This window comes from Pseudohoeflea suaedae (assembly GCF_004354915.1).
GTDB lineage: Bacteria > Pseudomonadota > Alphaproteobacteria > Rhizobiales > Rhizobiaceae > Pseudohoeflea > Pseudohoeflea suaedae.
The window spans coordinates 1,451,546-1,478,314 of record NZ_SMSI01000001.1; the positions used below are offsets into that span (position 1 = coordinate 1,451,546).

Annotated in this window: 26 protein-coding genes; 9 read left to right on the forward strand and 17 right to left on the reverse strand. The window is 62.2% G+C overall.

What is annotated here, in order from left to right; all coding sequences use genetic code 11:
• Positions 1-97: 97 nt before the first annotated feature.
• The gene (locus E2A64_RS06780) at positions 98-781 is read right to left on the reverse strand and encodes a L,D-transpeptidase (RefSeq protein ID WP_133283627.1); all 684 of its coding nucleotides are present in this window, start codon (positions 779-781) and stop codon (positions 98-100) included.
• 58 nt (positions 782-839) lie between these two features.
• A complete protein-coding gene (locus E2A64_RS06785; RefSeq protein WP_133283628.1) occupies positions 840-1,172 on the reverse strand; it encodes a hypothetical protein in 333 nt (110 codons plus the stop codon).
• A gap of 191 nt (positions 1,173-1,363) precedes the next feature.
• Here E2A64_RS06785 and E2A64_RS06790 point away from each other — a divergent pair, with 191 nt between their 5' ends.
• Positions 1,364-2,530, forward strand: a complete 1,167-nt coding sequence (locus tag E2A64_RS06790) for an acetyl-CoA acetyltransferase (protein WP_133283629.1) — start codon at positions 1,364-1,366, stop codon at positions 2,528-2,530.
• Entirely contained in the window at positions 2,527-3,276 is a 750-nt protein-coding gene (locus E2A64_RS06795) for an SDR family NAD(P)-dependent oxidoreductase (protein ID WP_133283630.1), read from the forward strand. The genes E2A64_RS06790 and E2A64_RS06795 overlap by 4 nt, the downstream gene beginning before the upstream one ends.
• Here E2A64_RS06795 and E2A64_RS06800 read toward each other — a convergent pair.
• A complete protein-coding gene (locus E2A64_RS06800) occupies positions 3,273-4,163 on the reverse strand; it encodes an EamA family transporter (RefSeq protein ID WP_133283631.1) in 891 nt (296 codons plus the stop codon). The two genes, E2A64_RS06795 and E2A64_RS06800, sit on opposite strands and share 4 nt — an antisense overlap.
• 179 nt (positions 4,164-4,342) lie before the next feature.
• On the reverse strand, positions 4,343-4,795 hold the full coding sequence (locus E2A64_RS06805) for an anthrone oxygenase family protein (protein ID WP_428977453.1): 453 nt from the start codon (positions 4,793-4,795) through the stop codon (positions 4,343-4,345).
• A gap of 207 nt (positions 4,796-5,002) precedes the next feature.
• Here E2A64_RS06805 and E2A64_RS06810 point away from each other — a divergent pair, with 207 nt between their 5' ends.
• Entirely contained in the window at positions 5,003-5,569 is a 567-nt protein-coding gene (locus E2A64_RS06810) for a TetR/AcrR family transcriptional regulator (protein WP_244598168.1), read from the forward strand.
• 9 nt (positions 5,570-5,578) lie between these two features.
• Here the strand turns inward: E2A64_RS06810 and E2A64_RS06815 are convergent, their stop codons facing one another.
• A complete protein-coding gene (locus tag E2A64_RS06815) occupies positions 5,579-6,412 on the reverse strand; it encodes an N-acetylmuramoyl-L-alanine amidase (RefSeq protein ID WP_158285705.1) in 834 nt (277 codons plus the stop codon).
• Between the two features lie 134 nt (positions 6,413-6,546).
• Between E2A64_RS06815 and E2A64_RS06820 the strand changes: the two genes are divergently transcribed.
• Entirely contained in the window at positions 6,547-7,551 is a 1,005-nt protein-coding gene (locus tag E2A64_RS06820) for an asparaginase (protein WP_133283635.1), read from the forward strand.
• Here E2A64_RS06820 and E2A64_RS06825 read toward each other — a convergent pair.
• From E2A64_RS06825 to E2A64_RS06835, 3 genes are all read right to left on the reverse strand, one after another.
• Positions 7,548-8,933 (reverse strand): TIGR03808 family TAT-translocated repetitive protein, encoded by a 1,386-nt coding sequence (locus tag E2A64_RS06825; RefSeq protein WP_133283636.1) that lies wholly within the window; start codon positions 8,931-8,933, stop codon positions 7,548-7,550. The genes E2A64_RS06820 and E2A64_RS06825 overlap by 4 nt on opposite strands.
• Positions 8,934-9,338: 405 nt before the next feature.
• Positions 9,339-9,710: a DUF2267 domain-containing protein gene (locus tag E2A64_RS06830; protein ID WP_133283637.1), complete on the reverse strand. Its 372-nt coding sequence runs from the start codon at positions 9,708-9,710 to the stop codon at positions 9,339-9,341.
• Positions 9,711-9,810: 100 nt separating this feature from the next.
• Positions 9,811-10,743: an L-lactate dehydrogenase gene (locus E2A64_RS06835; protein ID WP_133283638.1), complete on the reverse strand. Its 933-nt coding sequence runs from the start codon at positions 10,741-10,743 to the stop codon at positions 9,811-9,813.
• A 198-nt stretch (positions 10,744-10,941) separates the two neighbouring features.
• Between E2A64_RS06835 and E2A64_RS06840 the strand changes: the two genes are divergently transcribed.
• Entirely contained in the window at positions 10,942-12,525 is a 1,584-nt protein-coding gene (locus E2A64_RS06840) for a helicase HerA-like C-terminal domain-containing protein (protein WP_133283639.1), read from the forward strand.
• Here the strand turns inward: E2A64_RS06840 and E2A64_RS06845 are convergent.
• From E2A64_RS06845 to E2A64_RS06865, 5 genes are all read right to left on the reverse strand, one after another.
• Complete coding sequence (locus E2A64_RS06845; protein WP_158285706.1) at positions 12,509-13,150, reverse strand: M23 family metallopeptidase; 642 nt, start codon at positions 13,148-13,150, stop codon at positions 12,509-12,511. The genes E2A64_RS06840 and E2A64_RS06845 overlap by 17 nt on opposite strands.
• A gap of 138 nt (positions 13,151-13,288) precedes the next feature.
• Positions 13,289-14,035, reverse strand: coding sequence for a L,D-transpeptidase (locus tag E2A64_RS06850; RefSeq protein ID WP_244598169.1), 747 nt, complete (start codon positions 14,033-14,035; stop codon positions 13,289-13,291).
• Between the two features lie 205 nt (positions 14,036-14,240).
• A complete protein-coding gene (locus E2A64_RS06855) occupies positions 14,241-15,653 on the reverse strand; it encodes an alpha,alpha-trehalose-phosphate synthase (UDP-forming) (RefSeq protein WP_133283641.1) in 1,413 nt (470 codons plus the stop codon).
• A gap of 1 nt (position 15,654) precedes the next feature.
• On the reverse strand, positions 15,655-16,461 hold the full coding sequence (gene otsB / locus E2A64_RS06860) for a trehalose-phosphatase (protein WP_133283642.1): 807 nt from the start codon (positions 16,459-16,461) through the stop codon (positions 15,655-15,657).
• Between the two features lie 179 nt (positions 16,462-16,640).
• Positions 16,641-17,294 (reverse strand): haloacid dehalogenase type II, encoded by a 654-nt coding sequence (locus E2A64_RS06865; protein ID WP_133284294.1) that lies wholly within the window; start codon positions 17,292-17,294, stop codon positions 16,641-16,643.
• Between the two features lie 234 nt (positions 17,295-17,528).
• Between E2A64_RS06865 and E2A64_RS06870 the strand changes: the two genes are divergently transcribed.
• On the forward strand, positions 17,529-18,401 hold the full coding sequence (locus E2A64_RS06870; RefSeq protein ID WP_133284295.1) for a branched-chain amino acid aminotransferase: 873 nt from the start codon (positions 17,529-17,531) through the stop codon (positions 18,399-18,401).
• A gap of 128 nt (positions 18,402-18,529) precedes the next feature.
• Here E2A64_RS06870 and E2A64_RS06875 read toward each other — a convergent pair whose 3' ends face one another.
• Complete coding sequence (locus E2A64_RS06875) at positions 18,530-19,798, reverse strand: pilus assembly protein TadG-related protein (RefSeq protein ID WP_158285707.1); 1,269 nt, start codon at positions 19,796-19,798, stop codon at positions 18,530-18,532.
• A gap of 387 nt (positions 19,799-20,185) precedes the next feature.
• Here E2A64_RS06875 and E2A64_RS06880 point away from each other — a divergent pair, with 387 nt between their 5' ends.
• The 3 genes from E2A64_RS06880 to E2A64_RS06890 all read left to right on the forward strand — a co-directional run bounded on the left by E2A64_RS06880 (position 20,186) and on the right by E2A64_RS06890 (position 22,362).
• Positions 20,186-20,788 (forward strand): superoxide dismutase, encoded by a 603-nt coding sequence (locus E2A64_RS06880; RefSeq protein WP_133283644.1) that lies wholly within the window; start codon positions 20,186-20,188, stop codon positions 20,786-20,788.
• A gap of 162 nt (positions 20,789-20,950) precedes the next feature.
• The gene (locus E2A64_RS06885; RefSeq protein WP_133283645.1) at positions 20,951-21,397 is read left to right on the forward strand and encodes a c-type cytochrome; all 447 of its coding nucleotides are present in this window, start codon (positions 20,951-20,953) and stop codon (positions 21,395-21,397) included.
• Complete coding sequence (locus tag E2A64_RS06890) at positions 21,394-22,362, forward strand: cytochrome c (protein WP_133283646.1); 969 nt, start codon at positions 21,394-21,396, stop codon at positions 22,360-22,362. Before E2A64_RS06885 ends, E2A64_RS06890 begins: the two co-directional genes overlap by 4 nt.
• Before the next feature lie 98 nt (positions 22,363-22,460).
• Here the strand turns inward: E2A64_RS06890 and E2A64_RS06895 are convergent, their stop codons facing one another.
• From E2A64_RS06895 to msrB, 3 genes are all read right to left on the reverse strand, one after another.
• The gene (locus tag E2A64_RS06895; RefSeq protein WP_133283647.1) at positions 22,461-23,639 is read right to left on the reverse strand and encodes a vWA domain-containing protein; all 1,179 of its coding nucleotides are present in this window, start codon (positions 23,637-23,639) and stop codon (positions 22,461-22,463) included.
• Between the two features lie 348 nt (positions 23,640-23,987).
• Positions 23,988-26,081, reverse strand: coding sequence for a S9 family peptidase (locus tag E2A64_RS06900; protein WP_133283648.1), 2,094 nt, complete (start codon positions 26,079-26,081; stop codon positions 23,988-23,990).
• A gap of 169 nt (positions 26,082-26,250) precedes the next feature.
• Positions 26,251-26,667 carry a peptide-methionine (R)-S-oxide reductase MsrB gene (gene msrB, locus E2A64_RS06905; RefSeq protein ID WP_174235776.1) on the reverse strand — a complete coding sequence of 139 codons (417 nt, stop codon included), beginning with the start codon at positions 26,665-26,667 and terminating at the stop codon, positions 26,251-26,253.
• Positions 26,668-26,769: the final 102 nt, after the last annotated feature.

Genomic DNA, 26,769 nt, shown 5'->3' on the forward strand with positions numbered 1-26,769 from the left:
CAACCCGTGCGGGCGGCAGGCAAAAGCCTCGGCCGGCGGAGCCTGGCGTGGTTCCACCGGACCGGCGCGAGCGGGTTTCGCAGGATTTGTCCTGCCGTCAGGCGAGCCCGTCGGGCATCGACGCGTTGAGCACGACCACGCGGCTTCCGTCGCGAACGCGATCATGCAGATCGATCACGTCCTGGTTCAGCAGCCGGATGCAGCCGGAGGAAACGGCCTTGCCGATCGAATCGGCTTCCGGGTTGCCGTGCAGCCGGTAGAGCGTGTCCTTGCCGTTCTCGAACAGATAGAGAGCCCGCGCGCCGAGCGGGTTCATCAGCCCCGGATCCATTCCGCCGGCAGCGACCGAATACGGAGCGAGTTCCGGATTGCGTGCCACCATGTCGTCGGGCGCCTTCCAGCGCGGCCATTTGCGCTTGTACTGAACCACGGCGTTCCCGGCCCAGGAGAAACCCTGTTTGCCCACGCCGACGCCGTAGCGCGTGGCGCTGCCGTCACGCTCGATATGGTGAAGATAGAAGCGGCCCGGATCGACCACCACCGTGCCGGGCGCGAATTGCGGATAGGGGTTATCCACCGTGGTCCGCCAGTAGCGCTCGGGCACCACGCCGGCGGGGACGGCCGGAATGGGAAAGAGTTCGTCGGGCACCGGGCCGTAATAATCCGGCATGGCCGGTTTCGGAGCGGCGGGAACGGCGATCCCTCCGTTCGTGCCGGCCGTCGTGCAGCCGGAAAGAGCGACGGAGGCGGCGGCCCCCATGAAGATGCGTCGGGTGATCATGGTATTGTCCTGAGGTCTGAAATGACGAAGGCGCGCTGCCGCGCGCGCGTGTGCAGGCTCAGGACAGGCGCGGCGGACGGAAATGCTCGGACACGTGCTGGTCGGAAGGCAGCGGTGCTTCGGAGACGTCGAGCTTGTTTCCCGCGCCGTCCGATCGCGGCCCGAACTCGGTCCGCACAATCGTCTTGTCGATGCTGCAGCTCACGAGCCCGGCGATACCGCGCTGGCAGTGCCGGACACCACGCGTCTTGGCCGTCATCGCAGCATCGGACGTCGCAACCCTGATGGGCGCGTTTGCCGAATCCCGGCCCGACAGCGAGGCGCCGAAGGGGCCGGCGGAAACCAGCGCCAGGAACAGGAGGCAGCAGACAATGAGGCGACGGATGCACATGCCGCCCTGTCTACCGGAAAAGAATGGTCTTCCCAGCGGGGAAAGGCATTTTCGGGATCACAATCGGGTGAGCTGGGCGGCGAAAGACAGGCCGGGCGGAGCTAGCCCGAAGCCGGGATAAACCGGAATGGCCTTTACAAGCGATCTGTTTGGCGCATCATTCCCCGCACATGACTATGGAGGAGTTCTGCATGACCGCCTGTATCATCGGTTGGGCCCACACGCCGTTCGGCAAGCATCCGGACGAGACCGTCGAAAGCCTCATCACCCGCGTTGCCCGCGAGGCGGTGGAGCATGCGGGTCTTGCGGCAGGCGATATCGACGAGATCTATCTCGGGCACTTCAATGCCGGTTTCTCCGCTCAGGATTTCACCGCAAGTCTGGTGCTCCAGGCCGATGACGATTTTCGCTTCAAGCCGGCCACACGGGTTGAGAACGCCTGCGCCACCGGCTCGGCCGCGGTTCATCAGGGGATCAAGGCGATCAGGGCGGGGGCTGCAAGGCGCGTGCTCGTCGTCGGGGTGGAGCAGATGACCACCACACCCGGACCGGAGATCGGCCTCAATCTTCTCAAGGCGTCCTATCTGCCCGAGGATGGCGAGACGCCCGCCGGTTTCGCCGGGGTCTTCGGCAAGATCGCCGACAGCTATTTCCAGCGCTATGGCGACAAGTCCGACGCGCTGGCGGCGATCGCGGCGAAGAACCACAGGAACGGCGTCGAAAACCCCTACGCCCAGATGCGCAAGGATTTCGGCTTCGAGTTCTGCCGCACCGAAAGCGAAAAGAACCCGTTCGTCGCCGGCCCGCTCAAGCGCACCGATTGCTCGCTCGTCTCCGATGGAGCGGCCGCCGTCGTTCTTTCCGACGTTTCCGCCGCGATGACCGCGCCGCGCGCGATCCTGTTCCGCGCCGCAGAGCACGTGCAGGATTTCCTGCCCATGTCGAAGCGCGACATCCTCGCCTTCGAGGGCTGCGCGGAGGGCTGGAAACGGGCATTTGCGAATTCTGGCACCACGCTCGACGATCTTTCGCTGGTCGAAACCCATGACTGTTTCACAATCGCCGAACTGATCGAATACGAGGCCATGGGGCTCGCCAGGCCCGGGCAGGGCGCGGATGTGGCAATGTCCGGTGAAACCGGGAAGGATGGCCGGTTGCCGGTCAATCCGTCTGGCGGCCTCAAGGCCAAGGGGCACCCGATCGGGGCCACCGGCGTATCCATGCATGTGCTCTCTGCGATGCAGCTGACGGGCGAGGCGGGCGGCATCCAGATCCCTGGCGCCACGCTGGCCGGCATCTTCAACATGGGGGGTGCGGCAGTCGCCAATTACGTTTCCATCCTGGAACGGATTCGGTGACGGTTTCCGGTCACGTCGTCATCACCGGCGGAGCGTCGGGGATAGGAGAGGCCACCGCAGTCGCGCTTCTCGACGAGGGCGTGGCGGTCACCGTGCTCGATGCCGACCGGGATGCGGTCATGCGCATGGAGGATCGTTTCGAGGGCGAGGATATCGCCGCCTTCACCTGCGATGTGACCGATGAGGACGAAGTGGCCGAGCGGCTTGCAGAGGCCGCCGGTGCCTTCGGTCCGCTGACAGGCCTCGTCAACTGCGCCGGGATCGCGCGCGACATGCCCGCCGAGAAGACCCCGGTCGAGACATTCCGCCAGATCCTCGACGTCAACCTGACCGGTTCCTTCATCATGTGCCAGGCCGCGCTCGAGCAGATGGATGACCGGCTCTCGATCGTCAACATCGCTTCGGTGTCCGGGCTGCGCGCCAATGCGGGCCGCGTGGCCTATGGCGCGTCGAAGGCCGGCGTCGTGATGATGAGCCAGGTGCTCGCCAATGAGTGGGGTGGCCATGGCGTGCGCGTCAACGTGATCGCGCCGGGGCCGATCGACAGTCCGATGGTGCGCACGCTGCACACGGCAGACGATCGCAAGGTCTGGACGTCGCGCACCCCGATGCGCCGCTACGGCAATGTGGGCGAGGTCGCGAATGCCATTCTCTTCCTCCTGTCCGAGGAAGCCAGCTACATCAACGGCCATGTGCTGGCCGTCGATGGCGGATTCCTGTCGGCTGGCATCACGACGGAAGGCTAGGCTTTCCCCGCCGCCGCAGTCGGCACCGGATTGGGATCGACGGGCGCGCGCCGCTTGACGCTGACGCCGGCGATGATGGCGCCCAGAACCAGCACGATGCCGATCCACTGCCAGATGCTGAAGATCTCGCTCATCCAGATCGTGCCGATGAGCGTTGCGACGACCGGGCTGGCGAGGGCCAGATAGGCGCCGCTCGGGCCCAGCCGGGTGATGCCGCGGTTCCAGACATAATAGGCGAAGGCCGTGCCGAGCAGGATCAGCCAGGCGTAGCCGGCAAGCGCCGGGCCGTCCGGGACGGGCGGCAGGCCTTCCTTGATCCACGCGACCGGCAACAGGATCGCCCCGCCCAGGATCAACTGCCACGTCGCCATCTCGAGCGGCTTGCCGTCGCGCCCCCAATGGTCGATCAGCACGGTTCCGACGGCCATCGAGCAGGTGCCGCCGATAGCTGCGAGAACGCCGATCAGATCCGGCTTGTGCTCGGACGGCGACAGGACGAGCAGGCCGACGCCGATCACGCCCGCAACGCCGGCGGCAAGTTGCACCGGATGCGGCATGCGGCGGATGAGGAGCGACGACAGGGCGATGACGACAAGCGGCTGGACGGCGCCGAGCGTGGCGGCAAGTCCGCCGGGCATGCGTGCCGCGGCCACGAAAAGAAGGGCGAAGAACAGCGCCATGTTGAGCGTGCCGAGCACCGCGTAGCGGGCCATCACGGCGGGCCGGGGCATGCGCGGATTGATCGCCAGCAGGATCAGCCCGCCGGCGAGCGCCCGGATCGCCCCGACGAAGAACGGATGATCGACCGGCAGCAGTTCCGTGAAGTTCACATAGGACGTGCCCCAAAGCATCGGGCCGAGGACGGAGGTCAGGATGGTCTGGAGCATGGGCGATCCGGTCCGGAAACGGACGTTCTATAGTGAGGAACCGGCCGCGCCGGTGAGCTGGGACCATGACTCCCGGGGTCGGGTTTTGTCCAGATGGTAAAATGAAGCCGCTTCTCACGACCTGCGGACAGGAGCGGTCTGTCGGGACCGCTCCTCGTGCCCCGTCATGGACGAAACGCTCATCTGACGGCGATGCCATAGGTAAAGGCGGCGGCCGCGAGGAGCGAGGCGAATGTGCGTACGTGGTTCCAGTTGGTCCAGGTGTCCAGATAAGCCGGCCAAAGCGTTGCCGCTTCGGTGATGAGCCGGTTGTTGAGCGGAACGTTGAAGGTCGCAGTCACGCCGAACATGCCGACCACATAAATAGCGCCACCGCCGGCAAGAATGGCCGATCCGGGCTCGTTCCAGCGCGACAGCGCAAGAATGGCAATGACAGCCGCTGCCAGTGTGGTGCCGATGAAGAGTGGCATGAAGGGCGACCGCAAGATCACGTCATTGATCGTGTTCACTGCTGCTGCCGCGCGGTCATCCGGCAATCTGGCAAGCGAGGCCATCACGAAGCCGGAGAAGGTGAAATACACGCCTGCCATCAGGCCGGTGCCGAGGGCTGCAAACCATAAGAGCACAGTCATCATAGCGCATTTCCTTCTGAGCAAATATGCGAGAACATCTCGTATTTGCAAAAGGCGATAAACTCTCGTATTTCTGGAGTCAAGTGAAAACGAGATATTCTCGTAAATCTGGGGATGTGCATGACGGGTTCGGAAAGTGCGAAACGAGAGACCGAGGATGCGAACGGGGAGGGGCCGCAGGTTCTTGCGAGGCCGCGACCTAAACAAATGCGCAGCCAGGTGCGATACGATCTCATTCTCGCCTGCGCGGAAGAACTTCTCATGGAGAAGGGGGCCGAGGGCTTCAAGATGAGCGATCTGTCCGAGCGTTCGGGCGTGCCTTTCGGTTCGCTCTACCAGTATTTCCCCGATCGGACATCGGTCATCGCAACGCTTGCCGAGCGTTACAATCATCTCGGTCATCGTTGCGTTGCGGATGAACTGGCCAGACTGGATCGCCCGGACGTGTTGCGCGTGGCGTTGGAGCGGATTACGCATGACTATTACGACATGTTCGTCAGTCATCCGGTCATGCTTGTCATCTGGGAAGCGACGCAGGGTGACCGCATGCTTCAGAGGCTTGATGCTGAAGACGGGAAATATCTGGCCGGTCTCCTTTTCGACGCCATTGAACGCGTGGCGGGGCAGGGAGACGCGGAGGAACGCACCCGGTTCTGCCGACTGGTGATCGTTCTTATTGCCGCTGCCGTGCGCGACGCGCTGACGATGGAGCCCGAGGATGCGGCCAGGAGCCTGGCGCGTTTCAGCAAAATGCTTCCCGAGAGCCCTGACTGACCCGGCTTCTCATATCACTCTCAGCCAGGCCGTGTGGGCATAGCCGCTCGGGCCGTCATAGCCGTGTTCACGCGCCGCGACGAAAGCCCAGGGAGCGCCCGGCGCGACCACGCGCACGCGCATGCCGTCCGGCATGAGCGCGACCGGTGCGAAATCGATGCCGGGGCCAGTGCGCAGGTTCAGCCCGGCGGGCGCGGTTACCACCCGGATGTCTTGCGCAAGCTCGCCATCCTCGCCGCGTCCGGCAACCGCCCCGCGAAAGGCGCGCATGTCGAAGGCGGGCCCGGGATCGATCTTGCGTCCCGGGGCGATGTCGTCATGCCCGATGATCGCGTCTTCAGTCAGCCCGTAGGCAGTCAGAAGGGCAGTGGCCACTTCGGCCGCGGCAGCAAGCTGGGGCGCGTCGAAGCGTTCCCATGCCTCTTCCCGGTCCGGCGCATTGCGGTGCGCCGCAAGCACCACCCGGGAGGCGGGCACCGGCGTGCCGGTATGGCTCGCGTACCCGCCCGGACTGCGCGACAGCTTGCCCCAATTGGCAAGTTCGATCCCGATGGAATGGGCGTTCAGCCCCGAAAGCCCCTGCCAGGAGCTCTTGCCGGCATGCCAGGCGGCACTGTCGGTCGGCACCTGCTGGATCACGGCGCCGTCCCGGCTGATGATAAAATGGGCCGATGCGCGTGCCGCGTCGGAGGCGAAGTAACGCGCCGTGGCCTCCGCGCTGCCACCGGCGGTATAGTGAATGACCACGAAGCGCGGGATGATCTGTCCGCCCGAATGCGCTGCCTTGAGAAATGTGACCGGTGCGCCGTCATTGCCGATGAGCCTGTGAGTGTCGATGCGCATGGATGTCCTCCTGTGCCAACAGGCTCCCATGATCGGCCGGTTGCTGCGGAGGTGGACGAAAGCGCGGTGAATTTCTTGCGCAGGAACCGCCTTTCTGCGATGGAAACTCCCCTCAGATAATGGAGCCTTCAACCATGCAGAATCCCGTTCTTGTCGAGGTTACCCGCGGGGACCGTGTCGAAAGCGCCCATCGGGGGATGGTCGCGGTAGTCGATGGTGATGGCAATCTCGTCATGGGGCTCGGCGAGATCGAGCTGCCGGTCTATCCGCGCTCTGCGGTCAAATCCATGCAGGCGCTGCCTTTGGTCGAGAACGGCGCCGCCGCGGCCTACGGGTTCGGCAACCGGGAACTCGCCATGTCCTGCGCTTCCCATTCCGGCGAGCCGGAACACGTCGCCGCCGCCGGTGACATGGTCGCGCGCGCCGGGCTGTCGGAAGTCGATTTCGAATGCGGTTCGCACTGGAGCTTCTATCCGAAGGTGATGATCGAGCAGGTGCGCGACCACAACAAGCCGGATCAGCTCTTCAACAACTGCTCCGGCAAGCATGCCGGCTTTCTCTGCGTGTCATGCCATGCGGGCGTCGACCACCACGGCTACACCGGATATGACCACTTCGTTCAGGAGGGGATCCGCGACGTCATGGAGGATCTGACCGGCGCGCCGCTCGGCACCGATGTCTGCGGTTACGACGGCTGCTCGATCCCCACCTATGCGGTCCCGCTGAAATCCATCGCTCACGGGTTTGCCCGCATGGCGACCGGCGTTCGGCTGGGGGCGGAACGCGCGAAGGCCGCAAAAATGCTGATGAGCGCCTGCATGGCCGAGCCGTTCTATGTCGCGGGAACAGGGCGCGCATGCACCGAATTGATGGAACTCGCGCCGGGCCGGATCTTCGTCAAGGTGGGGGCCGAGGGCGTGTATTGCGGCGCGATCCCCGAACTGGGTCTCGGCATAGCGCTCAAGTGCGAGGACGGCGCTGAGCGCGCGGCCAACGTGATGATCGCCGCGGTGCTCGCCAAGCTTCTGACGGACGACGCCGAGCTGTCCGCGAAACTGGCGGAGATGGCGCGGCCGAAACTTTCCAACTGGAACAAGATGATGGTCGGTGGTTTGCAGCCCGCCGGCGAACTGGCCTAGCTTACGGTATTGCCTTCCACTGTCAGATGCGGCCAGGCGGATGCGCCTGTCTTGGCCATGTCGCCCGTGACCGCATCGTTCCAGCGCGTGCCGACGACGGCGCCGCCGCGGGTATGGGAGAAAACGTTGTCGTTGATCAGCGCCTTGCCGGCGCCATCGACGACAGTCACGGCGATGCCGAGGCCTGCGTTGCGGATGACGTTGCCGGTGATCGCCACATCGCGCAGATAGGGACCCCATCCCACCATCATGCCCCATTTGGGGGCGCCTTCGATGGTGTTGCCCGTCACGGTCGCATCGGCTTCCACCGCGATCCCGATGCCGAATCCTGAGTTTTCGGCCTTATAGGGTCCGTCGGCGCGCATGTTGCGAATCATGTTGCCCGAGATCACGGCCAGCCGTCCGCCGGAGGCAAAATTGGCAACCGATATCCCCATTGTCCCGCCATCGACCAGATTGCCGGAAATCAGCGCCCCCTCGAAGGAGAATTCCGCGTAGAGCGCGGTCTCGCCGGAGCGTAGCGCCTTGTTCGACAGGATCTGCACATTGTCGGCCGAATTCGCGCGAATGGCGGAAAAGGCGCAATCGCTTACGTGATTGTCGCTGACCGTGACGTTGCCGGCGCGAAACAGGTTGATGCCGTTGCCGAACTGGCCGGTGCCGCCGCGCCGCGCGGCAATCCGCGTTACCCTGTTGTCGGAAACGACGGTGCCGTCGGCGCCTTGTGTCCAGCGATGGACGAGGATGCCGCCATTGCCGCAATCGTGGACGAAATTTCCGGTGATCGCGAGCTCCCGGCTTTCGACGGCGAAGAGGCCGGAATCGGCAGCCCCCGAGATGTCGCAGCGTTCGACGCGTCCGCCGCAGCCTTCCACCACCAGCCCGTCGCGTGAGGAGCCGGCGATCGTCACGTCATCGAGAAAGACCTGTTCGACGAGGCGGAGGTGAACGAGGCCGCGAACATGTTCGCCCAGCCGCTGATTGGCACCGTCGATGGTCAGTCCTGCAAGCCGCACGGATCGCCCCGATTCCGCCAGCAGACCATGGCCCTGTCCTGTGTAGATGAGCCGGGTCGCGCCGGGCACGCCGGCCATGCGGGTGCCGTCAGGCAGCGTGAGGTTGGAAAAATGGAAACTGCCGGGCGGCAGCCGCAGGATCCTGCCTGCCTTCGCGGAGCTGTCGATTGCGTCCTGCAGCCGGCGGCTCTGGTCGTCGGCGGTGTCGGGCAGGAGATCGGCGAGGTCTGCGTCATGCCCGCCGCGCAAGCCGATATCGGTGAAAAGCCCGCTCGCTGCCCGTCCGGGGGAGGCGGACATGGCGCAGCTGGAGACAAGGACGCCGCCGATCAGGCTTCGTCGTGAAAATACGCGGTTACTGGTCATGACACGTCCTGGGCACAAACCAGGTCAACATAAACCGCAGAGGAATGAAAAAGGTTAAGGCCGGTCGCTTTCATCGGCGTCGGCGGTAAGGGGCATTTCGGCAAGCCTGCTCGGCCAGCATGGAAAAATCAGACTCGTTTGATGCAGGTCAAAGCGCCGCTTCATGCCGGCATTATTGTCATATGCGTCGGACGGAAGCGGTGTACCCGGGAGTGCAACAAGGCGGGAGCCTTCCGCAGGAGCCGCCCGTCCGACGACGCTCTCACCACAGGTCACCAACGGACAGGCGCATCACCGATGCGTGTCCGTCGAGATTGCCGCTGCATGTTTCAGCGGGTGCTCATGCCGAAAAAAAAGGCCCGGTGGATCGACCGCCGGGCCTTTTCGCTTTGGATCTATTGCCGATCAGACGAACTGGCTCAGGCCGGGGATCGAGTTGATGATGTCGTCGACCGCATCGCCAGCGCCGTTTTCGCGGGCAAAGCCGACGGTTTCCCGGGCGACCGACGAAATCTGGCCCATGTCGAGGCCCATGCCCATCAGCTTCGAGCCGAGGCCCATGACGCCGCCGCCCATCAGTCCGCCGAGCATGCCGCCGCCTTCGCCCTGCGCCATTTCCATGAAGACGTCAGCGCCGGGCATCTTGGCCAGCATTTCGGCGACCTTGCCGTCCGGGCCTTCGGATTTGAGGAAGTTGAGGATGGCGCCGACGGCCTTTTGCGCGGTTTCGGCGTCGAGACCGGTTGCTGCTTCGATGCGCTTGATGAGTTCTTCCATGGATGGGCTCCTTCTCCCGAAAATGTTTACGTAACGCCTAGACAAGGTAAGGTTTGGATGCAAGCGCCGCGTGTCGAATTTAAGCTTGGTTCCCTGTCCGTCACAATGACAGATTGCCGCAATAGCTGCCGATGAGCTCCGCGCTTTTTTGGAGGGCGGCACGTTCGTCATCGTCGAGCGATGGCATGATCGCGGCGGCTACGCCCTGGGCGCCCACGATATGGGGAAGTGACAGGGCAACCTCCGGCACGCCGGTTATCTCGGGCGTGACCTGCGAGACTGTGAGCACCGCGCGCTCATTGGCGAGAATTGCGCGGACGATGCGCGCCAGCCCCGCACCGATGCCGTAATAGGTCGAGCCCTTGCCCTCGATGATGGTATAGGCGGCATCCCGCACCTCGACCGCGATGCGCTTGCGTGTCTCGACGTCGAGCGGTCTGCCGATTTCCTCCGCGAACGCGATGATCGGCATCGATCCGGCGGTTGCCCACGACCAGATCGCCACTTCGCTGTCGCCATGCTCGCCCAGAATGTCGGCGTGGACGGATCGCGCCGCGATTTCCAGATGCCGGCCGAGCAGGTTGCGGAAGCGAGCCGTGTCGAGGATCGTGCCCGAGCCGATGACCCTGCTTGCGGGAAGTCCGGACAGTCTTTGTGCCGCGAAGGTCATGATGTCGACCGGGTTCGAGGCAATCAGCAGGATGGCCCCGGGCGCTGCTTCCATGATGCCGTCGATGACCTTCCTGAACACCTCGACATTGCGCTCGAGCAAGGCCAGCCGGTCCTCGCCGGGCTTCTGGCTGACGCCTGCCGCGATGATGACAATACTCGCATCCGCGAGGTCGCCATAGCCGCCCGCGCGGACGGAGGTCGTCGTCGCATAGGGCGTGGCGTGCGCGATGTCCTGGGCCTGGGCCAGCGCCAGTTTCTGATTGGCATCGACCAGCACAATCTCGTTGCCGACGCCCAGAAGCGCCATCGCATAGGCCGCCGAACTTCCGACCATGCCGGTCCCGACGATTCCGACTTTCATGACCAAGGCTCCTTGTCCGGTTCCCGTCAGGGTGCTTTCGCACCGCACAATGCCACCATAGGAGGCTTGCATGACAGGTCAACGGTCGTTTCCCGAGACCTCTGGCGAGCATTGTTTGCGCGGTGGAACATGCCTATAAGTTTTCATCGAGGACTTGCCCGAAGAGGTTCGCGGCTTGCAGCGAGGGACGAGGTTGGAATGCTCCAGGACGGAAAGATCTATGTCGGCACGAGCCGCAAACCGGACGACACGATCAACAAGGGTGAGTATCTAGACCTCAAATACGCCAACCGTCATGGGCTGGTGACCGGAGCGACGGGCACCGGAAAGACGGTCACGCTGCAAATCCTCGCGGAAGGTTTCTCCAATGCCGGCGTGCCGGTGTTCTGTGCCGACGTGAAGGGCGATCTCTCGGGGATCGCGGCGGTGGGCGAGCGAAAGGATTTTCTGGAGAAGCGCGCTCAGGCCATCGGCCTCGATCCCTACGACCTGCAGGAATTCCCTGTCATCTTCTGGGATCTGTTCGGCGAGAAGGGCCACCGCATCCGCACGACCGTATCGGAAATGGGTCCGCTTCTTCTGTCGCGGCTGATGGATGCGACTGACGCGCAGGAAGGCGTGATCAACATCGCCTTCAAGATCGCCGATGATGGCGGTCTGCCGATCCTCGACATGAAGGATCTGCGTTCGATGCTGACCTACATGTCGGAAAATGCGGCCGAACTCTCGCGTGTCTACGGCAACATCTCGCCGCAGTCGGTTGCTGCGATCCAGCGCGATCTGCTGGTGCTGGAACAGCAGGGCGCGGAGCAGTTCTTCGGCGAGCCCGCGCTCAAGATCTCCGATATCATGCGCACCACCAATGACGGACGAGGCGCGATTTCCGTTCTCGCAGCCGACAAGCTGATGATGAACCCGCGCCTCTATGCGACTTTCCTTCTCTGGCTGCTCTCCGAACTCTTCGAGGAACTGCCCGAGGTCGGCGATCCCGACAAGCCGCGGCTCGTGTTCTTCTTCGACGAAGCCCACCTTCTGTTCGACAATGCGCCGCGGGCGCTGATCGAACGCGTCGAGCAGGTGGTCAGGCTCATCCGCTCCAAGGGCGTGGGGGTGTTCTTCGTCACGCAGAACCCGCTCGACGTGCCCGAAACCGTGCTCTCCCAGCTCGGCAACCGCATCCAGCATGCGCTGCGCGCCTATACGCCGCGCGAACAGAAAGCGGTGAAGGTGGCGGCGGAGACGTTCCGCCCCAATCCCGAGTTCGACTGCTTCGAGGCTATCACCCAGCTCGGCGTTGGCGAGGCGCTGGTCTCCACACTCGAATCCAAGGGCGTACCTTCCATGGTCGAGCGCACGCTGATCCGCCCGCCGGCGTCGCGGCTGGGTCCGATCGCCGAGGCCGAACGGCAGAAGGTGATGGCTGTCTCGCCGGTTGCCGGCCAGTACGACACGGATATCGATCGCGAGAGTGCCTACGAGATCCTGGCGAGGCGGGCAGAGGAGGCGGCGAAGGAAGAGGAAGAACGCCGTCGCAAGGAGGAGGAACAGGACAGGGAGATCCCCGAGAACCGGCGTTGGACACTGCCGGGCTTCGGCGGCGACGATGACGATGACGACCGCGACGATCGCGGGCGCCGCAAATCCTCCACCCGCAGACGGTCCGGCTATCAGCGCCAGACGGTGACCGAGGTCGTTATCAAGCAGGTTGCCCGCACAGCCGCCAGCCAGATCGGCCGGGCGCTGGTTCGCGGCATTCTCGGATCCCTCAAGAAGGGGTTCTGAGCGGACCGCAGGCGAGGGGATAGGTCAGCGCGTCACTTTGCGGCTGTTCTTGCGCGTGGGGGGTGTAACAGCTGACCCGGCCCGCGCCGTTCGCCCATACCAGGTGCGGGTCTATCGGCGACATTCCGGCGCTCTGCGAGTGAGCCTGGCGGTGAACCTCGAAATGCAGATGCGGAATTCCGCCGGCAAGCGCGCCGGTATTGCCCGAAAGGGCGATCGTCTCTCCGCGTTGCACATGTGAGCCCGGATTGGCTATCCGTGCCTTGAGGTGCTTGTAGACGGTGACGATCCGCCGCCCTGCGGCATCGCTTCCATGGTCGATCACAAGCCGGTTGCCGTACATCGGTTCAAACAGCGAATTTCGCACAACCCCATCGGCCGCGGCGATCACCGGTGTGCGGACCGGCGCCAGGATGTCGATGCCCTCATGGCCGGCGATATTCTCGTTGTAGCGGAATTCCTGCGAGATGGACGGCGCGCGCGCCGGCATGACAACGGCGATCTTCGGGCTCTGATCCTCGAGATAGGGAGCTGCCCAGCCGGTGCCGCTCGGCACGCAACCCGAACAGGCCGCGGCAGCGGTACAGCTCGCAGTCATGATCGCGAATGCATGCCCTCGCGCCATGTCGCTCCCCCGCTCACATGCGCTCAGCCCCGAGGGAAAATACCACCTAAAGTGGAAAAATAAAGTGATGAACCAATAAATCAGAAGGCCCGGAGCACTCGGTGCTCCGGGCCTTCTCATTCGTCTTCGGGTGCTGGCTCAGCGCACCAGGATCGGTGTCTTGGCCGGTACCCGATCGTAGAGGTCGCAGATGTCCTGGTTCAACAGGCGCACGCAGCCCGACGACACGGCCTTGCCGATCGACTTGTATTCCGGGCTGCCGTGGAGGCGGTAGAGCGTATCTTCGCCGCCCTGGAAGATATAGAGCGCACGTGCGCCGAGCGGGTTCATCAGGCCCGGCTGCATACCGCCGTTCTCCGCCGAATAGGGCTCGAGCTCGGGCTGGCGTGCGATCATCTCGGCGGGCGGGGTCCATGTCGGCCAGCGCTGCTTCCACTGAACGATGGCGCGCCCCGACCAGGAGAAGCCGTCACGGCCGATGCCGACGCCGTAGCGCATGGCGCGGCCACCCTCGCGGACGAGATAGAGGAAGCGCTGCTGGGTATCGACGACGATCGAGCCGGGTCGCTCGCCGGTGGGGTCTTCCACCTCCTGGCGCAGATATTGCGGCTCGATTTCCCAGTAGGGGATCGCCGGAAGCGGAAATTCCTCGTCGGGCTTGGGGCCGTAGATTTCGTCGTAGAAGGGATCGCGACGTGTCAGGCCGCGCTCGGGCTGGTTGTCCGAGCGATAGATCGGCGCGGTCTGGGCGCGAAAATTGGCAGTCGATTGCGGGGCGGCACAACCACCGAGGAGGCCTGCCGCGGCACCGCCGGCACCGAGGCGCAGCAGGTTGCGGCGCGAGAAGCCGGTGGAGGACGCGGGGTTACGCATAATGTCAGTCATTTCATCTTCCGTGATGGGCCGTTTCAGTCCGGCACTGTGCGCGCGAATGTGTTTATCCGACGGCCAGCTTGTGGCGGGCTGGACACACCTGGCACTTGTCGACATGACGTAAGCGTGAACCCGGCCCCCTCGCAGAAAGTGTTCAGGGCCGGGTTGGTTCCATCGAAAAATGCGAATGCGTCCACGAGGCTATCGCGGGACCGTGTTACTGGCCCGCGTGAAAGGGCACATCCGGGAGTTTGAGAGAGGGGTGCCTGGCGCCTGGAATGCCGGCCGGTTTCTCGAGCCGGCGCAGGAATTCGGCACTCCATTTCGACACATCATTGGCCGCCAGCCGCTCGTAAAGGGCGTTATGGCGCTCCTTGCGTTCCTCGAGCGACATGTCGAGCGCCTGCTTTATGGCGCGCGAGAGGCCGTGGGGATCGTGCGGATTGATGATGACGGCTTCCTTCATCTCTTCCGCCGCGCCGGCAAACTGAGACAGAAGAAGCACGCCCGGATCTTCAGGATCCTGGGCCGCCACGAATTCCTTGGCCACCAGGTTCATCCCGTCGAACAGCGGAGTGACGAGGCAGATATAGGAATAGCGATAAAGAACGGCGAGTTCGTCACGCGGCAAGGCGCGGTGCATGTATTGCACCGGCACCCAGTCGATGGTGCCGAAACGGCCATTGATGCGGCCCGACGTCGCTTCCATCTCCTCGCGGATGTCCTGATAGGCTTCGACATTGTCGCGTGTCGGCGGGGCGATCTGCAGCAGGGAAACCTTGCCGCAATAGTCGGGATAGTCGGCGAGAAACTGTTCGTATCCCGCAAGCCGCTGCGGCAGGCCCTTGGAATAGTCGAGGCGGTCGACGCCGATCAGGCGGGTGAGCCGCGCCGGATCGACGGTCTGCGCCTTCTCCGCCGCCATCTCCGCAAATCCCTTCACGTCGATTGAGATGGGATAGCAGCCGAGCGAAATCTCGCGACCATTGATGTCGATATTGCCGTTGAAGCGCAATTCGCCGCGCATCGTCTGGCGGAATATGTCGATCATGTGGGCGAGATCGCGCCGGGTCTGGAAGCCGACCATGTCGAAAGCGGCGAACCACTCCGACAATTCCATCCAGTTCGGAATTGCCTTGAATGTCTGCAGGTCGGGAAGCGGGATGTGCAGGAAAAAGCCCATCTTGTTGCTCACGCCGAGCTTCTTGAGTTCAAAGGCGAGCGGAATCAGCTGGTAGTCGTGAATCCAGAGAATATCGTCGTCTGCAATCACCTTGGCGACCATCTCGGCCAGACGGCGGGCCACTTCCTTGTAGGCGGAGGTGTAGTGCTCCCGAACATCGATCAGGTCGAGGCGTCCGTGGAAAGCGGGCCATAGAACCGAGTTCGAATATCCGAGATAATAGTCGTGCTGCAGTTGAGGTTCGAGTTCGAAGAGGCCGATGTCGAAATCTGGCCTTTCGTGCATGAGGATGGTGGGGGAGGGATTCTCCGAAGTCGCCGGTGCGCCGCCGATCCAAAGTCCGCCACGTGACTTGAGCGCGTCCTTGAGGGCTACGACCAGTCCTCCCGAATCTCCCGCTCCATCCAGCGAGGGGGCTCGGTTGGAAATGATCACCAATCTGGGCACGTCAGTCTCTCCGTTTGCTGATTTGTCGGCTGAGCCACGTCTTGTAGCTTGCCGGGCTTCCGGTTCGGTACTGGGCGACAGTGGGGCCGTCGCCGATCTTGATCGATATGCCGCCATGTTCGTTGACATAGGCGAAGGCGCTTTCATCCGTCGCGTCGTCGCCGACATAGATCGGGGTTCTGCCGTAGAACGCCGGCGCCAGCATGATCTTTTCGATCGCGGCTGCCTTCGAAATGTTCTTCGGCTTGATCTCCAGCGCCATCTTGGCGGGCTGTATTTCGAAGTCGTCGCGGCCTTCGAGAAGGCATTCGGCAAACTTGCGGGCCTTGAACTCCATCTCGGGATTCTGCCGGAAGTGAAGCACGATGCCGTAGGTCTTTTCCTCCAGGATCACCCGGGGATCGATGACGGCGAATTCCGCGACCGCAGCCTTGATGTGCTCGAGGTGTTGCGGATCGGGGAGTTCGTGGCGCTCGATCTCGCCGCCGATGCGGAGCTCGGTCCCGTGCCCGCCTGAAATCACCCCGTCGAATGCGCCGACATAGCCTGCGACGTCGTCGAGATTTCGTCCCGACACGATGGCAACCGCGCCGCCGAAGCTCTTCATTGCCTTTGCAAAAAGGCCGGCATCCTCGCCGGTATACCGGATCGCGTCTGGTCTGGGGGCGATGTCGACGATCGTGCCGTCGAAATCGGAAAACAGGGCGTGTTCGCCGGGGTCGATGTCGAGCTCTTCAATTCCGTCAGTGTCGTGGCTCTGTGGCGGCTGAAACCCGACGAATTGGTAAAAGCTTGTTGAGTTTTCCATTATGTCCTGCTCCCGCTACGCTATACCGATTAACATCGGCGTGGCGGGAAGGTTCCATCACTTTCCAAAAGTTATTTAGCACTTGCAGTATAGCCGTTGTTGCAGTGCGATGCAAATTTTGAGGGCAGAATTTCGTTCTGCCCTCCCTGTGGGCAGCGCGCCGGTCCGGGAAAACGCAGTCAGGCGAGGGCGTTGAGGTCCGGCAGGATCATGTCGGGCTTCAGGTCGGGATATTCGTCGGGCATCTGCGAGCGATTGATCCAGACAGTGCGGAAACCGAACTTCGTGGCGCCGGCAATGTCCCAGCGATTTGACGACTGGAACGAGACGGCCTCCGGGTAGAGACGGTAGGCGGTCGTGACCATGTCGTAGACGTCGGGCGCGGTCTTGAACAGCTTGATGGGGTGGACGGAGAAGACGTCGTCGATCACGGTATCGAGCGCCGCGTTCTTGACCGCGGACGCCAGCATTTCCGGCGAGCCGTTGGACAGGATGGCAACCCTGGAGCCGGTTTCCTTCAATGCTCTCAGCACGGCAGGGACTTCCGGATAGCAGTCGAGCTTGAAATAGGCATCAAGCAGGTCGGCGCGAAGAGAGCGATCGGCCGTGGGAACGCGGGCGAACGCATAATCCAGCGCTTCCTCGGTCAGAACCCAGAAGTCGCGGTATGCGCCCATCAGCGTGCGGGTCCAGGAATATTCGAGCTGCTTGGCGCGCCAGATCTCCGAGAAAAACTGGCCGTCGGGGCCCACCCGGTCCGAATGTTTGCGCACCGCCGCGTGAACGTCGAAAAGCGTGCCATAGGCATCGAAGACAAAAGCGGCATGCGGCATGGGATACTCCTGCTCCCCCGGAAAGAAAACGCGGGCGACGATGTTCATTCTCTATCGTCCACGTCAAGTCTCGCGCGGTCCGCGCATGGTCGTCCGAGACGCGATCATGCGCGGCGGCGAAGCTTTGTGAAACGATGCTGCTTATATTAGACAAAACAGTTCGATGCGGCGCATTTCGCCTTGACGCGGTCGGGCCGGGGGAGTTGGTTGGCTGCGCAGATTAGTGTCGAGGAGATGACCATGGCCGCGAATGCCGCAACCCCGCTCGAAAGCTGGACCTTTGTCGATGGCGAATGGCTGTCCGGCAACCCGCCGCTTCTGGGCCCGATGTCCCATGCCATGTGGCTGGCCTCGGTGGTGTTCGACGGTGCGCGCTGGTTCGATGGCGTGTCGCCCGATCTCGATATGCATTGCCAGCGCATCAACCGTTCCGCCGAGGCGCTCGGCCTGAAACCGACCAGGACGGCTGAGGAGATCGAGGCGCTCGCGGGCGAGGGGATCAAGAAGTTTTCGGGCGATACCGCCATCTATATCAAGCCGATGTACTGGGCGGAAAAAGGCGGCTTCATGGGCGTGACTGCGGACCCGGCATCGACGCGCTTCTGCCTTTGCCTGTTCGAATCGCCGATGCTCGAGGCGACCGGCTTCTCGATGACCGTCTCGCCTTTCCGCCGCCCCAGCATCGAGGTGGCGCCGACCAATGCCAAGGCTGCCTGCCTTTATCCCAACAGCGGTCGCGCGATGCGGGAGGCTCAGTCCCGAGGCTATCACAACGCGCTGATGCTCGACATGAACGGCAATGTCGCCGAGACGGCGGCGTCGAATATCTTCATGGTCAAGGATGGCGTCGTCTTCACGCCGATCCCGAACGGAAGTTTCCTGGCGGGTATCACGCGCCACCGCGTGATCGAACTGATGCGCGCTGCCGGTACCGAAGTGGTCGAGAAGACGTTGAGCGTGCAGGATTTCCTGGAGGCCGACGAGATTTTCTCCACCGGCAATCACTCGAAGGTGGTGCCGGTGACGAAATTCGAGGATCGCGAGTTCCAGGCAGGCCCGGTCGCGCGCCTGGCGCGCGAGGCCTATATGGACTGGGCACACTCCTGACCCCCAGGGACATGGTCCGGCTTCGGTCTTTCAATTGAGTGCCAGCCGCGTCGGTTAGCTGCAAACCTTGAAACAAAAAAACGCCGGCCCAAAGGCCGGCGTTGGATGCAAGGCAGATGCTCGTGCGATCAGTAGATCAGGCGCGGGGCAGCCGTTGCCGCGTTGAAGAGCGAAATCATGGCGTCGGGCACCGAGCTGCCGAAGCCGACCTCGGCGTACATGCCGGCGGTGGCGCAGCTCTCGAGCTTCTTGGACAGGTCGCGGTGGAACGGGCTGACCCATTTGACATAGAAGGGGCTGTCTGGCAGCGCCAGGTAGGTCGTGTAGAGAATGGCCAGCTTGTAGCCATTGTTCTTGATTGAGTCACAGACCCTCGCGTCTATCGGCTCGACACAGCGCCCATAGACATTGTTCACGCTCTCCACGGTGGGGCGCGTGCACCTCAACGGCTTGAAGGAATCGCCGACGCCATCGGTAACCAGGAAGACGATCTTCTCGGAATCGTCACCTCCGGCCTCATCGCTTTTGATGATTTTGGTCAGTGACTTCAGCGTGCCGTCATAATCGGTGAGCTGGTCCTCTTTATAGCGCTGATAGGGTATCGTCATCAGGTCGAGGCGCTTGAGCCGCATCATCTGCATGTGGAAATCGCTGGATGGTGCAGCCAGTTCCGTCAGCTTCAAATCTTCGGCAGCCGTGCCGAAAGAATAGATCCCGACCTTGACCTGGCCCGAATAGGCCTGCTTCCGCTTGATGTCCTCGATCAGATTGCGGGTGGAGGTGCGCACCACGTCGATACGCATGTCCACGCCAATATTCTTGGCGATGTCGTAGTTCGACGTGCCGATTTCCTCTTCCGTCGTGTGGCAGGCGAAGGCGCAATCGCGCAAAGCCTGATTAGGGTGATTCTTCGTCGCCCTCTCCAAAGCCGATATGTCCGACGGCGTTGCGCCCACGCCCATGGAAGGCGTGTTGTCGAGGAGCATGTAGAGGTTCATTCTCTTGCTCAGCGACGTGGCGGCAAGCACTGTGTTGGAGATTCTGATCTGATCGCGGCTGAAGACCCGCATGATGGTCGTGTCGAGATTGGCGTCGTAGGTGGCCTTCGCCTCGAGCGCTGTGCCGTTATTGGCGACTTCCACGGTGAACGAATTGATCGAGATGCCGTATTCCTGCTCGATATTCGTCATCATCATCGTGTTGCCGAGAAGTTCCTGGGCAGAGAAATTCTCCACGCTGCCAGCTATGGGCGATGCTCTGGCGGCGCTCTGCAGGGCCGCGAGCGCGGCGGAATCGGCGGCGTTGTCGAGTTTCGTCTTGGCCGAATAGGCGTTCGTCATGTCGAGACCGAGGCCGGCGGCCGCGAATAGCGGAACGATACAAAGCGCCGCTATCATGCCAAAATTTCCGCGCCTGTCCGCCGCGAACTTCTTCTTCAGATCAACCATGGATCCCACTCCAGCTTATTTCTTGGTAGGAGCCTAAATTAGAAAAGTTAGGACTTTACCCAACGCTCCCCTCAAATCTTGGATACAGGATTAAGCGCTCGTTAACGGTATCGGCCGCCGCCCCGCTTGCAGACCTCGTGGGCAAACGGAACAAAAGCCTCGCGGCTTGCGTTGCCAGAGCAAGGGTGCAGCACTATGTTGGTCGCAAGACGTTGATAAAGCTATTTCCAGCGTGGGTTGACCGCCACCTGCGCCATTCAAGTTCAAGGTGCGAACAGCACGATTTTTCCAAAGGGCGCCGCGTGCGCCGACAACCTGAAAAAGGGAGATAAAACCATGGCTCTCGAACTGCCGGCCCTGCCGTATGATTATGAGGCACTTGCTCCATACATGTCGAAGGAAACGCTCGAGTTTCACCACGACAAGCACCATCAGGCCTATGTCACCAAGGGCAATGAGCTGATTTCGGGCTCCCCCTATGAAGGCAAGTCGATCGAAGAGATCTGCGCGGCCGCCTATAAGGACGGCAATGCCGGCGTGATCAACAATGTCGGCCAGCACTACAACCATATCCATTTCTGGCAGTGGATGAAGAAGGGCGGAGGCGGCAACAAGCTTCCGGGTGCGCTCGAAAAGGCGATCAACTCCGATCTCGGCGGCTTCGACAAGTTCAAGTCGGACTTCGTCGCAGCCGGCGTCGGCCAGTTCGGCTCCGGCTGGGCCTGGCTCGCCGTCAAGGACGGCAAGGTCGAGATCATGAAGACCCCGAACGGCGAAAACCCGCTGATGCACGGCGCCAAGCCGATTCTCGGCGTCGATGTCTGGGAGCACTCCTATTACATCGATTACCGCAATGCGCGTCCGAAGTATCTCGAGGCTTTCGTGGATAACCTGATCAACTGGGATCATGTTCTCGAAATGTACGAAGCCGCCGTCTGACCTTTCCAGACACGGAACGAAACACCAGCCTTCGGGGTTTATCGCCCCGGAGGCTTTTTTGATGCTCCGGGCGTGAAGTGGTTCACGCTTATGTGACTTTTCCCCGGAGGCACTTGCCGCAATCATGGGCCATCCTTACCCGAGCAATTCACGGAGAATTTAATGACTGTCCGAACCTTGATCACCGCAGCGACCTTCGGGTTGGCCGCCGTCGTCGCAGCCTATGCTGCCGAGCCGCAGGAAGTTCGCCAGGAGATGATGAAGCAGGTTGGCGGAGCCACCGGCGCCATGGCCAAGATGGTCAAGGGGCAGGAAGATTTCGACCAGGCCAAGGTGATCGAGGCGCTGACGACGATCTCCAGCAGCATGGCGGAATTCCCGGCGCAGTTCCCCGAAGGCTCGGAGACCGGCATGGACACCGAAGCCGCTCCGGCGATCTGGGAGAAGAAGGACGATTTCGAGGCCAAGGCGATGTCGCTGAAGGAAGAGGCGGATGCTGGCATTGCCAATCCGCCGGCGGATCTCGACGGCCTCAAGGCCATGTTCGGACCGCTCACCAAGAGCTGCGGCAGCTGCCATGAAACCTACAGGCTGAAGAAAGAGGGATGAGTTCTCCTTCCGGTGAAGCCAAGCGTCCCGCCTCGAAAGGGGCGGGCGTTTATGTTTTGGGCGGGCTGGCGCTTGCGACAGTCATCGGGGCTGGCATTTTCTGGTTCGTCACCGAACCTCATCCCGTCTCCGACGAACGTCTCGCCGCAATCGAAGCGGCGGATGCGGATGCCGCGCGCGGTGAAAGCCTGTTCTGGGCCGGCGGATGCGCCTCCTGCCACGCTGCGGACGGCGCGGAAGGCGAAGATCGCCTGGTGCTGTCCGGCGGCCACCGTCTGACGAGTGATTTCGGGACCTTCGTGGTGCCGAACATATCGACCGATGCGAAGGCGGGGATGGGCGGTTGGGATCTGAAGTCTTTCGCCAATGCCATGCTGGCGGGCATCGGCCCTGACGGCAGCCATCTATATCCGTCCTTTCCTTACGGTTCCTACATAAGGATGAGCGATCAGGACGTGGCGGACCTGTATGCATTCATGCAGACGCTGCCTGCCAGCGACGAGATCAACGCGCCTCACGAGCTGAATTTCCCGTTTTCGATCCGGCGTCTGGTGGGGGGCTGGAAGTTTCTGTTCCTCAACAACGATCCGCGTGTGGAGCTCGCGAACGCCGACGATCAGCTGTCGCGTGGCCAGTATCTCGTCGAGGGTCCCGGCCATTGCGGCGAATGCCATACACCGCGCAATCTGCTGGGCGGTCTGAAGGCCGCCGAGTGGCTGGCGGGTGCGCCAAACCCGGAAGGCGAGGGTATCGTGCCGAACATCACGCCCGGTGGCCCGGACATCTCTGCTTGGAGTGCCTCCGACATCGCCTATTACCTGGAAAGCGGCTTCACGCCTGATTTCGATTCCGTCGGCGGATCAATGGTCGATGTGCAGAAAAACATGGCCGAGCTCGAAGCCGCGGACCGGGAGGCTATCGCAGCCTACCTCAAGGCCGTGCCGTCACATCCCAACGGGTATTGAGCAGCCAAACCAGAAAATAGCGCAACGCCGGGCCTCCTGGAGAAGCCCGGCGTTGCGTGCTCAGCCCGCATGTGCTGATTCAGATGATGTATGTCGTCTCACATGACGAGGCGTGTGGACATCTTCGTTGCTTTCGCCCCGATTTCCTTGAAGGCCTGGATAAGCGCGTCGGCGCTGTCGGCATCATAATAATATTCCATGCCGCTTGCGCACGCTTCCAGCAGCTGCTCGCCGCGCAGGGGCGCCTGGAACGCGACGGAAAAGATCGTCACGCCGGCAGCCTTGGCTTCGTTGCAGTATTGCTTCGTCCGACGGTCAACGTCATCGTCACCCCAGTCCGAACCGGTTTCATTCTGCCCGTCGGTCATGAAGACGATGAATTTCTCCGGCTTGTTCGAGCCGTTCATCGCAAGGTGGGCGTTCTCTTCGGTGTTCTTGTCGTTGACCATCTGCTGTCGTGCCCATTTCATCGCTGCCGAAGAATTGGTCCCGTCATCTGCCACAAGCTGATTGGTGAAAGTCGTTATCCGGTCCTTGTTCCAGTCAGCCACGAGCATGTCGGCAGCCAGCGATTTGGTATTATAGGCGATCGCACCCATCCGGGAGTACTTGTTTTCCGGGTCCGAAGACTTGATGTGGTCAACGAGATCACTGACCGCTGCCTTCAGGATGTCGAGCTTGGTGTACGTCTTGCAGGTGTAGAAGTTCAGAAATTTCTTGCAGGTTTCGTTCGGATTTACCTGCTGACCCGAGCTCTGTCCCATCGATCCGGAGCGATCGAGAACGAGAAACATCGACAGCGGCGTCGTGGCGTCGACCGTGGCTTCGGACGTGCCGGAGACCTTGATGGTGATGCTGTCATGGCCGACGACATGAGCCATCGGCGTCAACTGTTGCGTGCCGGTGGATTTGACCTCGACCTTCCAGATCGTCGATGGCCCGTTCGCGATCGGCGTGACGGTCGCGGTGGGAGAGGCCGTGAAGCCGTTATAGGCCTGAGAATCGCCCGCAATCATTCCGTTGAAGAAATTCAGCGCATATTGCTGCGCATTGTCCTGGGTGATTGTTTTCTTCGCCAGCTGGTTCGCTGTCGCAAGAGCCGCTCCGTCCACCGCGTTCTGCAGGCGCGTTTTCATCGATGTCATGCTCGCGAAATCAACCGCGAGACTACCTGCTGCAAATGTCATCGGAATCGCGAGAGACGCAACAATTGCAAAATTGCCGTCCTCCTTCGCAACGAAGGAGCGAACGGTATGCGCAAGCCGTCGCAAAAACATCTGTCAACCCTTCTGGTAAGACACCTCGTAGGCGAAAATTAGCAATCGCCGGTAATGATCATCCTAAGATTGTATGTAAAATTTGAATGAACGCGCGTTTTTCGCCGCGTCCGCTGCGGTCCTCCGAGCCCCGGATATGAGGCGATCACCTCTTCGTATATTAGAGACATCTATTAACGTCTGCCTCCCCTTGCCGGGAAACGGGTGGGCTTGCCCTGTTCGGGTCGATCTCATGCACATAAAAAAGCTCCCGGCGCGGTGCGCCGGAAGCTCGAAGCTGGAAGCAGTCGAAAATATCGCGTTCCGCCGTGCCACGCGCGGTCACGTGGCGCCTGGAGCGGGGCTTGCTCAGTCCCTGCCGGTAACCTTGAGCGCAAAGGCGTATTCGAACGCAATTTCCTCGAGACGCTGAAAACGTCCCGCGGCTCCGCCATGCCCGGCCGACATGTTGGTGCGCAACAATACCGGTTCCCCACTGGTCGAGAACTCCCGCACGCGGGCAACCCATTTTGCAGGTTCCCAGTAGGTCACGCGCGGGTCCGTGAGGCCAGCAAGCGCCAGTATCGGCGGATAGGCTTGCCGTGAGACGTTGTCATAGGGCGAATAGGCGGCAATCGTCCGGTAGTCGCGCTCGGACGCCGCCGGATTGCCCCATTCGGGCCATTCGGGCGGGGTGAGAGGCAGCGTGTCGTCGAGCATGGTATTCAGGACGTCGACGAAGGGCACGGCTGCAATGATGCCTCCGAAAGCGGAGGGAGCCATGTTGACGACGGCACCCATCAGCATGCCGCCGGCCGAGCCGCCTTGCGCCACGATCCTGTCGTGGCTGGTGAACCCTTTCTCCACGAGGTTGCGGGCTGCGGCGATGAAATCGCGGAACGTATTGGCCTTCTTCTCGCGCTTGCCGTTCTCGTACCAGGCAAAACCCTTGTCCTTGCCGCCACGAATATGCGCAATGGCGTAGACGAAGCCGCGGTCGACGAGCGACAGGCAATTGGTGTTGAAGCCGGCCGGGATCGAGATGCCGTAGGAACCATAGCCATAGAGAAGGCAGGGAGCGGAACCGTCGAGCGGCGTGTCCTTGCGGTAGAGCAGGGTGACCGGAACCTCTTCTCCGTCATGGGCGGGCGCCATGATGCGGCGCGTGACGTAGTCGTCCGGATCGTGGCCGGAGGGAACTTCATCCTGCTTGAGAAGCGTCCGCTCGCGGGTCCGCATATTGTATTCGAACAGCTGACCCGGCGTGGTCATGGAGGAATAGCTGAACCGCACCGTCTCGGTGTCGTATTCCATGGAACCCTGGAAGCCGAGCGAATAGGCTTCCTCGTCGAAGGCGATGGCATGGTCCTCACCGGTGGCACGATCGCGTACGATGAGCCGCGGCAGCCCGTCCTTGCGCTCGAGCCAGACGACGTGTCCGGCATAGGCGGAGACGGCCAGGATCAGCCGGCCCGGCTCGTGCGGCACGACTTCCTTCCAGTTCTCGGGTTCGGGTGCCGAAACCGGCGCCTCGACGATCTTGAAGTCTTTCGCGCCATCGGCATTGGTGAGGATGAAGAAGACGTCGCCGCCTTCCTCGAGCGAATATTCGACGCCGGTGCGCCGCTCGGCGACGAGACGCGGTGCGGCATTCGGCTGGTCTGCCGGCAGGATCCAGCACTCGCTGGTCTCGTGATCGTTGACCTCGATGAAGATGAAATCGTTGAGGCGGCTTGTGCCGACGCTCATGAAGAAGCCGGAATCGGTCTCCTCCCGCACGACGATATCCTGCGACTGTTCGGTGCCCAGCCGGTGGTAATAGATATGGGTGGGGCGATGATTGTCGTCGACGGCCGTATAGAAGAAGCCCTGGCTGTCGGCGCCCCAGGCAGCGCCGCCGCCGGTGTTCTCGATCGTGTCCGGCAGATCTTTTCCGGTCGCCGTGTCGCGCACATGCAGCGTGAAGAACTCGGAGCCCTTGTCGTCGGCCGCCCAGCCCAGACGCGCATGATCGGGCGAGTGCGAAGTGCCGGCGAGACGGAAATAGGCCTTGCCCCTGGCTTCGTCGTCGCCGTTCAGCAGAACGGCCTCTTCGCCACCCTCGCGTGGCAGGCGGAAGTAGATCGGCTGCTCGCCGCCGGTGACATAGCGCACGCCGTACCGCCAAGGGCCATCGGGCGAGGGCACCGAGCTGTCGTCTTCCTTGATGCGGCCGCGCATTTCCGCAAGCAGCGTCTTCTGCAGCTCCGCGGTGTCGGCCATCGCTGCCTTCTGGTACTCGTTCTCGGCTTCCAGATGCGAGCGGATGGCGGGATCGAGGAGATCGGTATCCTTGAAGACCGCCTGCCAGTTGTCGGCTCTCAGCCAGGCGTAATTGTCGGTTCGGGTAATGCCGTGGCGGGTATCGCTGGCCGGACGGCTCTCGGCGCGCGGGGCGGCAGGAAGGTTCTTGAAGGCGGACAAATGAGGACTCCGGTATGCGATTTCGGTGCCCCGATTTAAGTCCTGCCATCCGGCCGATCAAGTCGGCACCGGCCAGCGGGAAGCCCGAACCGGCGGCTACACACGAAAAACGCCGCCGCCTGGCCGGGCGACGGCGTGGAGCCGGCTGAAAACCCTCGTCGGCTGAGGATCAGGCGTTCTCGTCCTTGTCGAAATCGAGCGCATGACCGTTGGTGCAGAAACGCAGGCCGGTCGGTTGCGGACCGTCCTCGAAAACATGTCCCAGATGGGCGTCGCACTCCGCGCAGCGGATTTCGTTGCGGATCATGCCGTGCGACTGGTCGCGGAACACGGCGATGGCCTCCTCGTCGACCGGCGCGTAGAAGCTCGGCCAGCCGCTGCCGGATTCGTATTTCGTTTCCGAACGGAACAACGGCTTGCCACAACAGACACAGCGGTACAGGCCGTCATCCTTGTTGTCGAGGTAAGGGCCGGTAAAGGCGCGTTCGGTGCCGTGTTCCTGGGTGACTTTATACTGCTCAGGGGTGAGTTTTCTGCGCAGTTCTTCTTTCGATTTATGCGGCATGGGATTCTTGAACTCGCTGATGGTTTGAAGCCGGATTGACATACCGGGACATAGTGTCGCGTGACTGTTCTCACAAGGCCGGTGACGCGAAGTTGAACAAATGAGACAGGGCAGGGGGTTGCG

Excerpts from the sequence above, each read along its gene's own strand:
- E2A64_RS06820 (WP_133283635.1), top strand. The coding sequence starts at position 6,547 with ATGCAGAATCCCGTTCTTGTCGAGGTTACCCGCGGGGACCGTGTCGAA.
- E2A64_RS06805 (WP_428977453.1), bottom strand. The coding sequence starts at position 4,795 with ATGACTGTGCTCTTATGGTTTGCAGCCCTCGGCACCGGCCTGATGGCA.
- E2A64_RS06850 (WP_244598169.1), bottom strand. The coding sequence starts at position 14,035 with ATGACTGACATTATGCGTAACCCCGCGTCCTCCACCGGCTTCTCGCGC.
- E2A64_RS06890 (WP_133283646.1), top strand. The coding sequence starts at position 21,394 with ATGAGTTCTCCTTCCGGTGAAGCCAAGCGTCCCGCCTCGAAAGGGGCG.
- E2A64_RS06790 (WP_133283629.1), top strand. The coding sequence starts at position 1,364 with ATGACCGCCTGTATCATCGGTTGGGCCCACACGCCGTTCGGCAAGCAT.
- E2A64_RS06785 (WP_133283628.1), bottom strand. The coding sequence starts at position 1,172 with ATGTGCATCCGTCGCCTCATTGTCTGCTGCCTCCTGTTCCTGGCGCTG.
- E2A64_RS06870 (WP_133284295.1), top strand. The coding sequence starts at position 17,529 with ATGACCATGGCCGCGAATGCCGCAACCCCGCTCGAAAGCTGGACCTTT.
- E2A64_RS06825 (WP_133283636.1), bottom strand. The coding sequence starts at position 8,933 with ATGACCAGTAACCGCGTATTTTCACGACGAAGCCTGATCGGCGGCGTC.
- E2A64_RS06830 (WP_133283637.1), bottom strand. The coding sequence starts at position 9,710 with ATGGAAGAACTCATCAAGCGCATCGAAGCAGCAACCGGTCTCGACGCC.
- E2A64_RS06885 (WP_133283645.1), top strand. The coding sequence starts at position 20,951 with ATGACTGTCCGAACCTTGATCACCGCAGCGACCTTCGGGTTGGCCGCC.
- E2A64_RS06810 (WP_244598168.1), top strand. The coding sequence starts at position 5,003 with ATGCGCAGCCAGGTGCGATACGATCTCATTCTCGCCTGCGCGGAAGAA.
- E2A64_RS06800 (WP_133283631.1), bottom strand. The coding sequence starts at position 4,163 with ATGCTCCAGACCATCCTGACCTCCGTCCTCGGCCCGATGCTTTGGGGC.
- E2A64_RS06815 (WP_158285705.1), bottom strand. The coding sequence starts at position 6,412 with ATGCGCATCGACACTCACAGGCTCATCGGCAATGACGGCGCACCGGTC.
- E2A64_RS06840 (WP_133283639.1), top strand. The coding sequence starts at position 10,942 with ATGCTCCAGGACGGAAAGATCTATGTCGGCACGAGCCGCAAACCGGAC.
- E2A64_RS06895 (WP_133283647.1), bottom strand. The coding sequence starts at position 23,639 with ATGTTTTTGCGACGGCTTGCGCATACCGTTCGCTCCTTCGTTGCGAAG.
- E2A64_RS06835 (WP_133283638.1), bottom strand. The coding sequence starts at position 10,743 with ATGAAAGTCGGAATCGTCGGGACCGGCATGGTCGGAAGTTCGGCGGCC.
- E2A64_RS06875 (WP_158285707.1), bottom strand. The coding sequence starts at position 19,798 with ATGATAGCGGCGCTTTGTATCGTTCCGCTATTCGCGGCCGCCGGCCTC.
- E2A64_RS06780 (WP_133283627.1), bottom strand. The coding sequence starts at position 781 with ATGATCACCCGACGCATCTTCATGGGGGCCGCCGCCTCCGTCGCTCTT.
- E2A64_RS06865 (WP_133284294.1), bottom strand. The coding sequence starts at position 17,294 with ATGCCGCATGCCGCTTTTGTCTTCGATGCCTATGGCACGCTTTTCGAC.
- otsB (WP_133283642.1), bottom strand. The coding sequence starts at position 16,461 with ATGGAAAACTCAACAAGCTTTTACCAATTCGTCGGGTTTCAGCCGCCA.
- E2A64_RS06880 (WP_133283644.1), top strand. The coding sequence starts at position 20,186 with ATGGCTCTCGAACTGCCGGCCCTGCCGTATGATTATGAGGCACTTGCT.
- E2A64_RS06845 (WP_158285706.1), bottom strand. The coding sequence starts at position 13,150 with ATGGCGCGAGGGCATGCATTCGCGATCATGACTGCGAGCTGTACCGCT.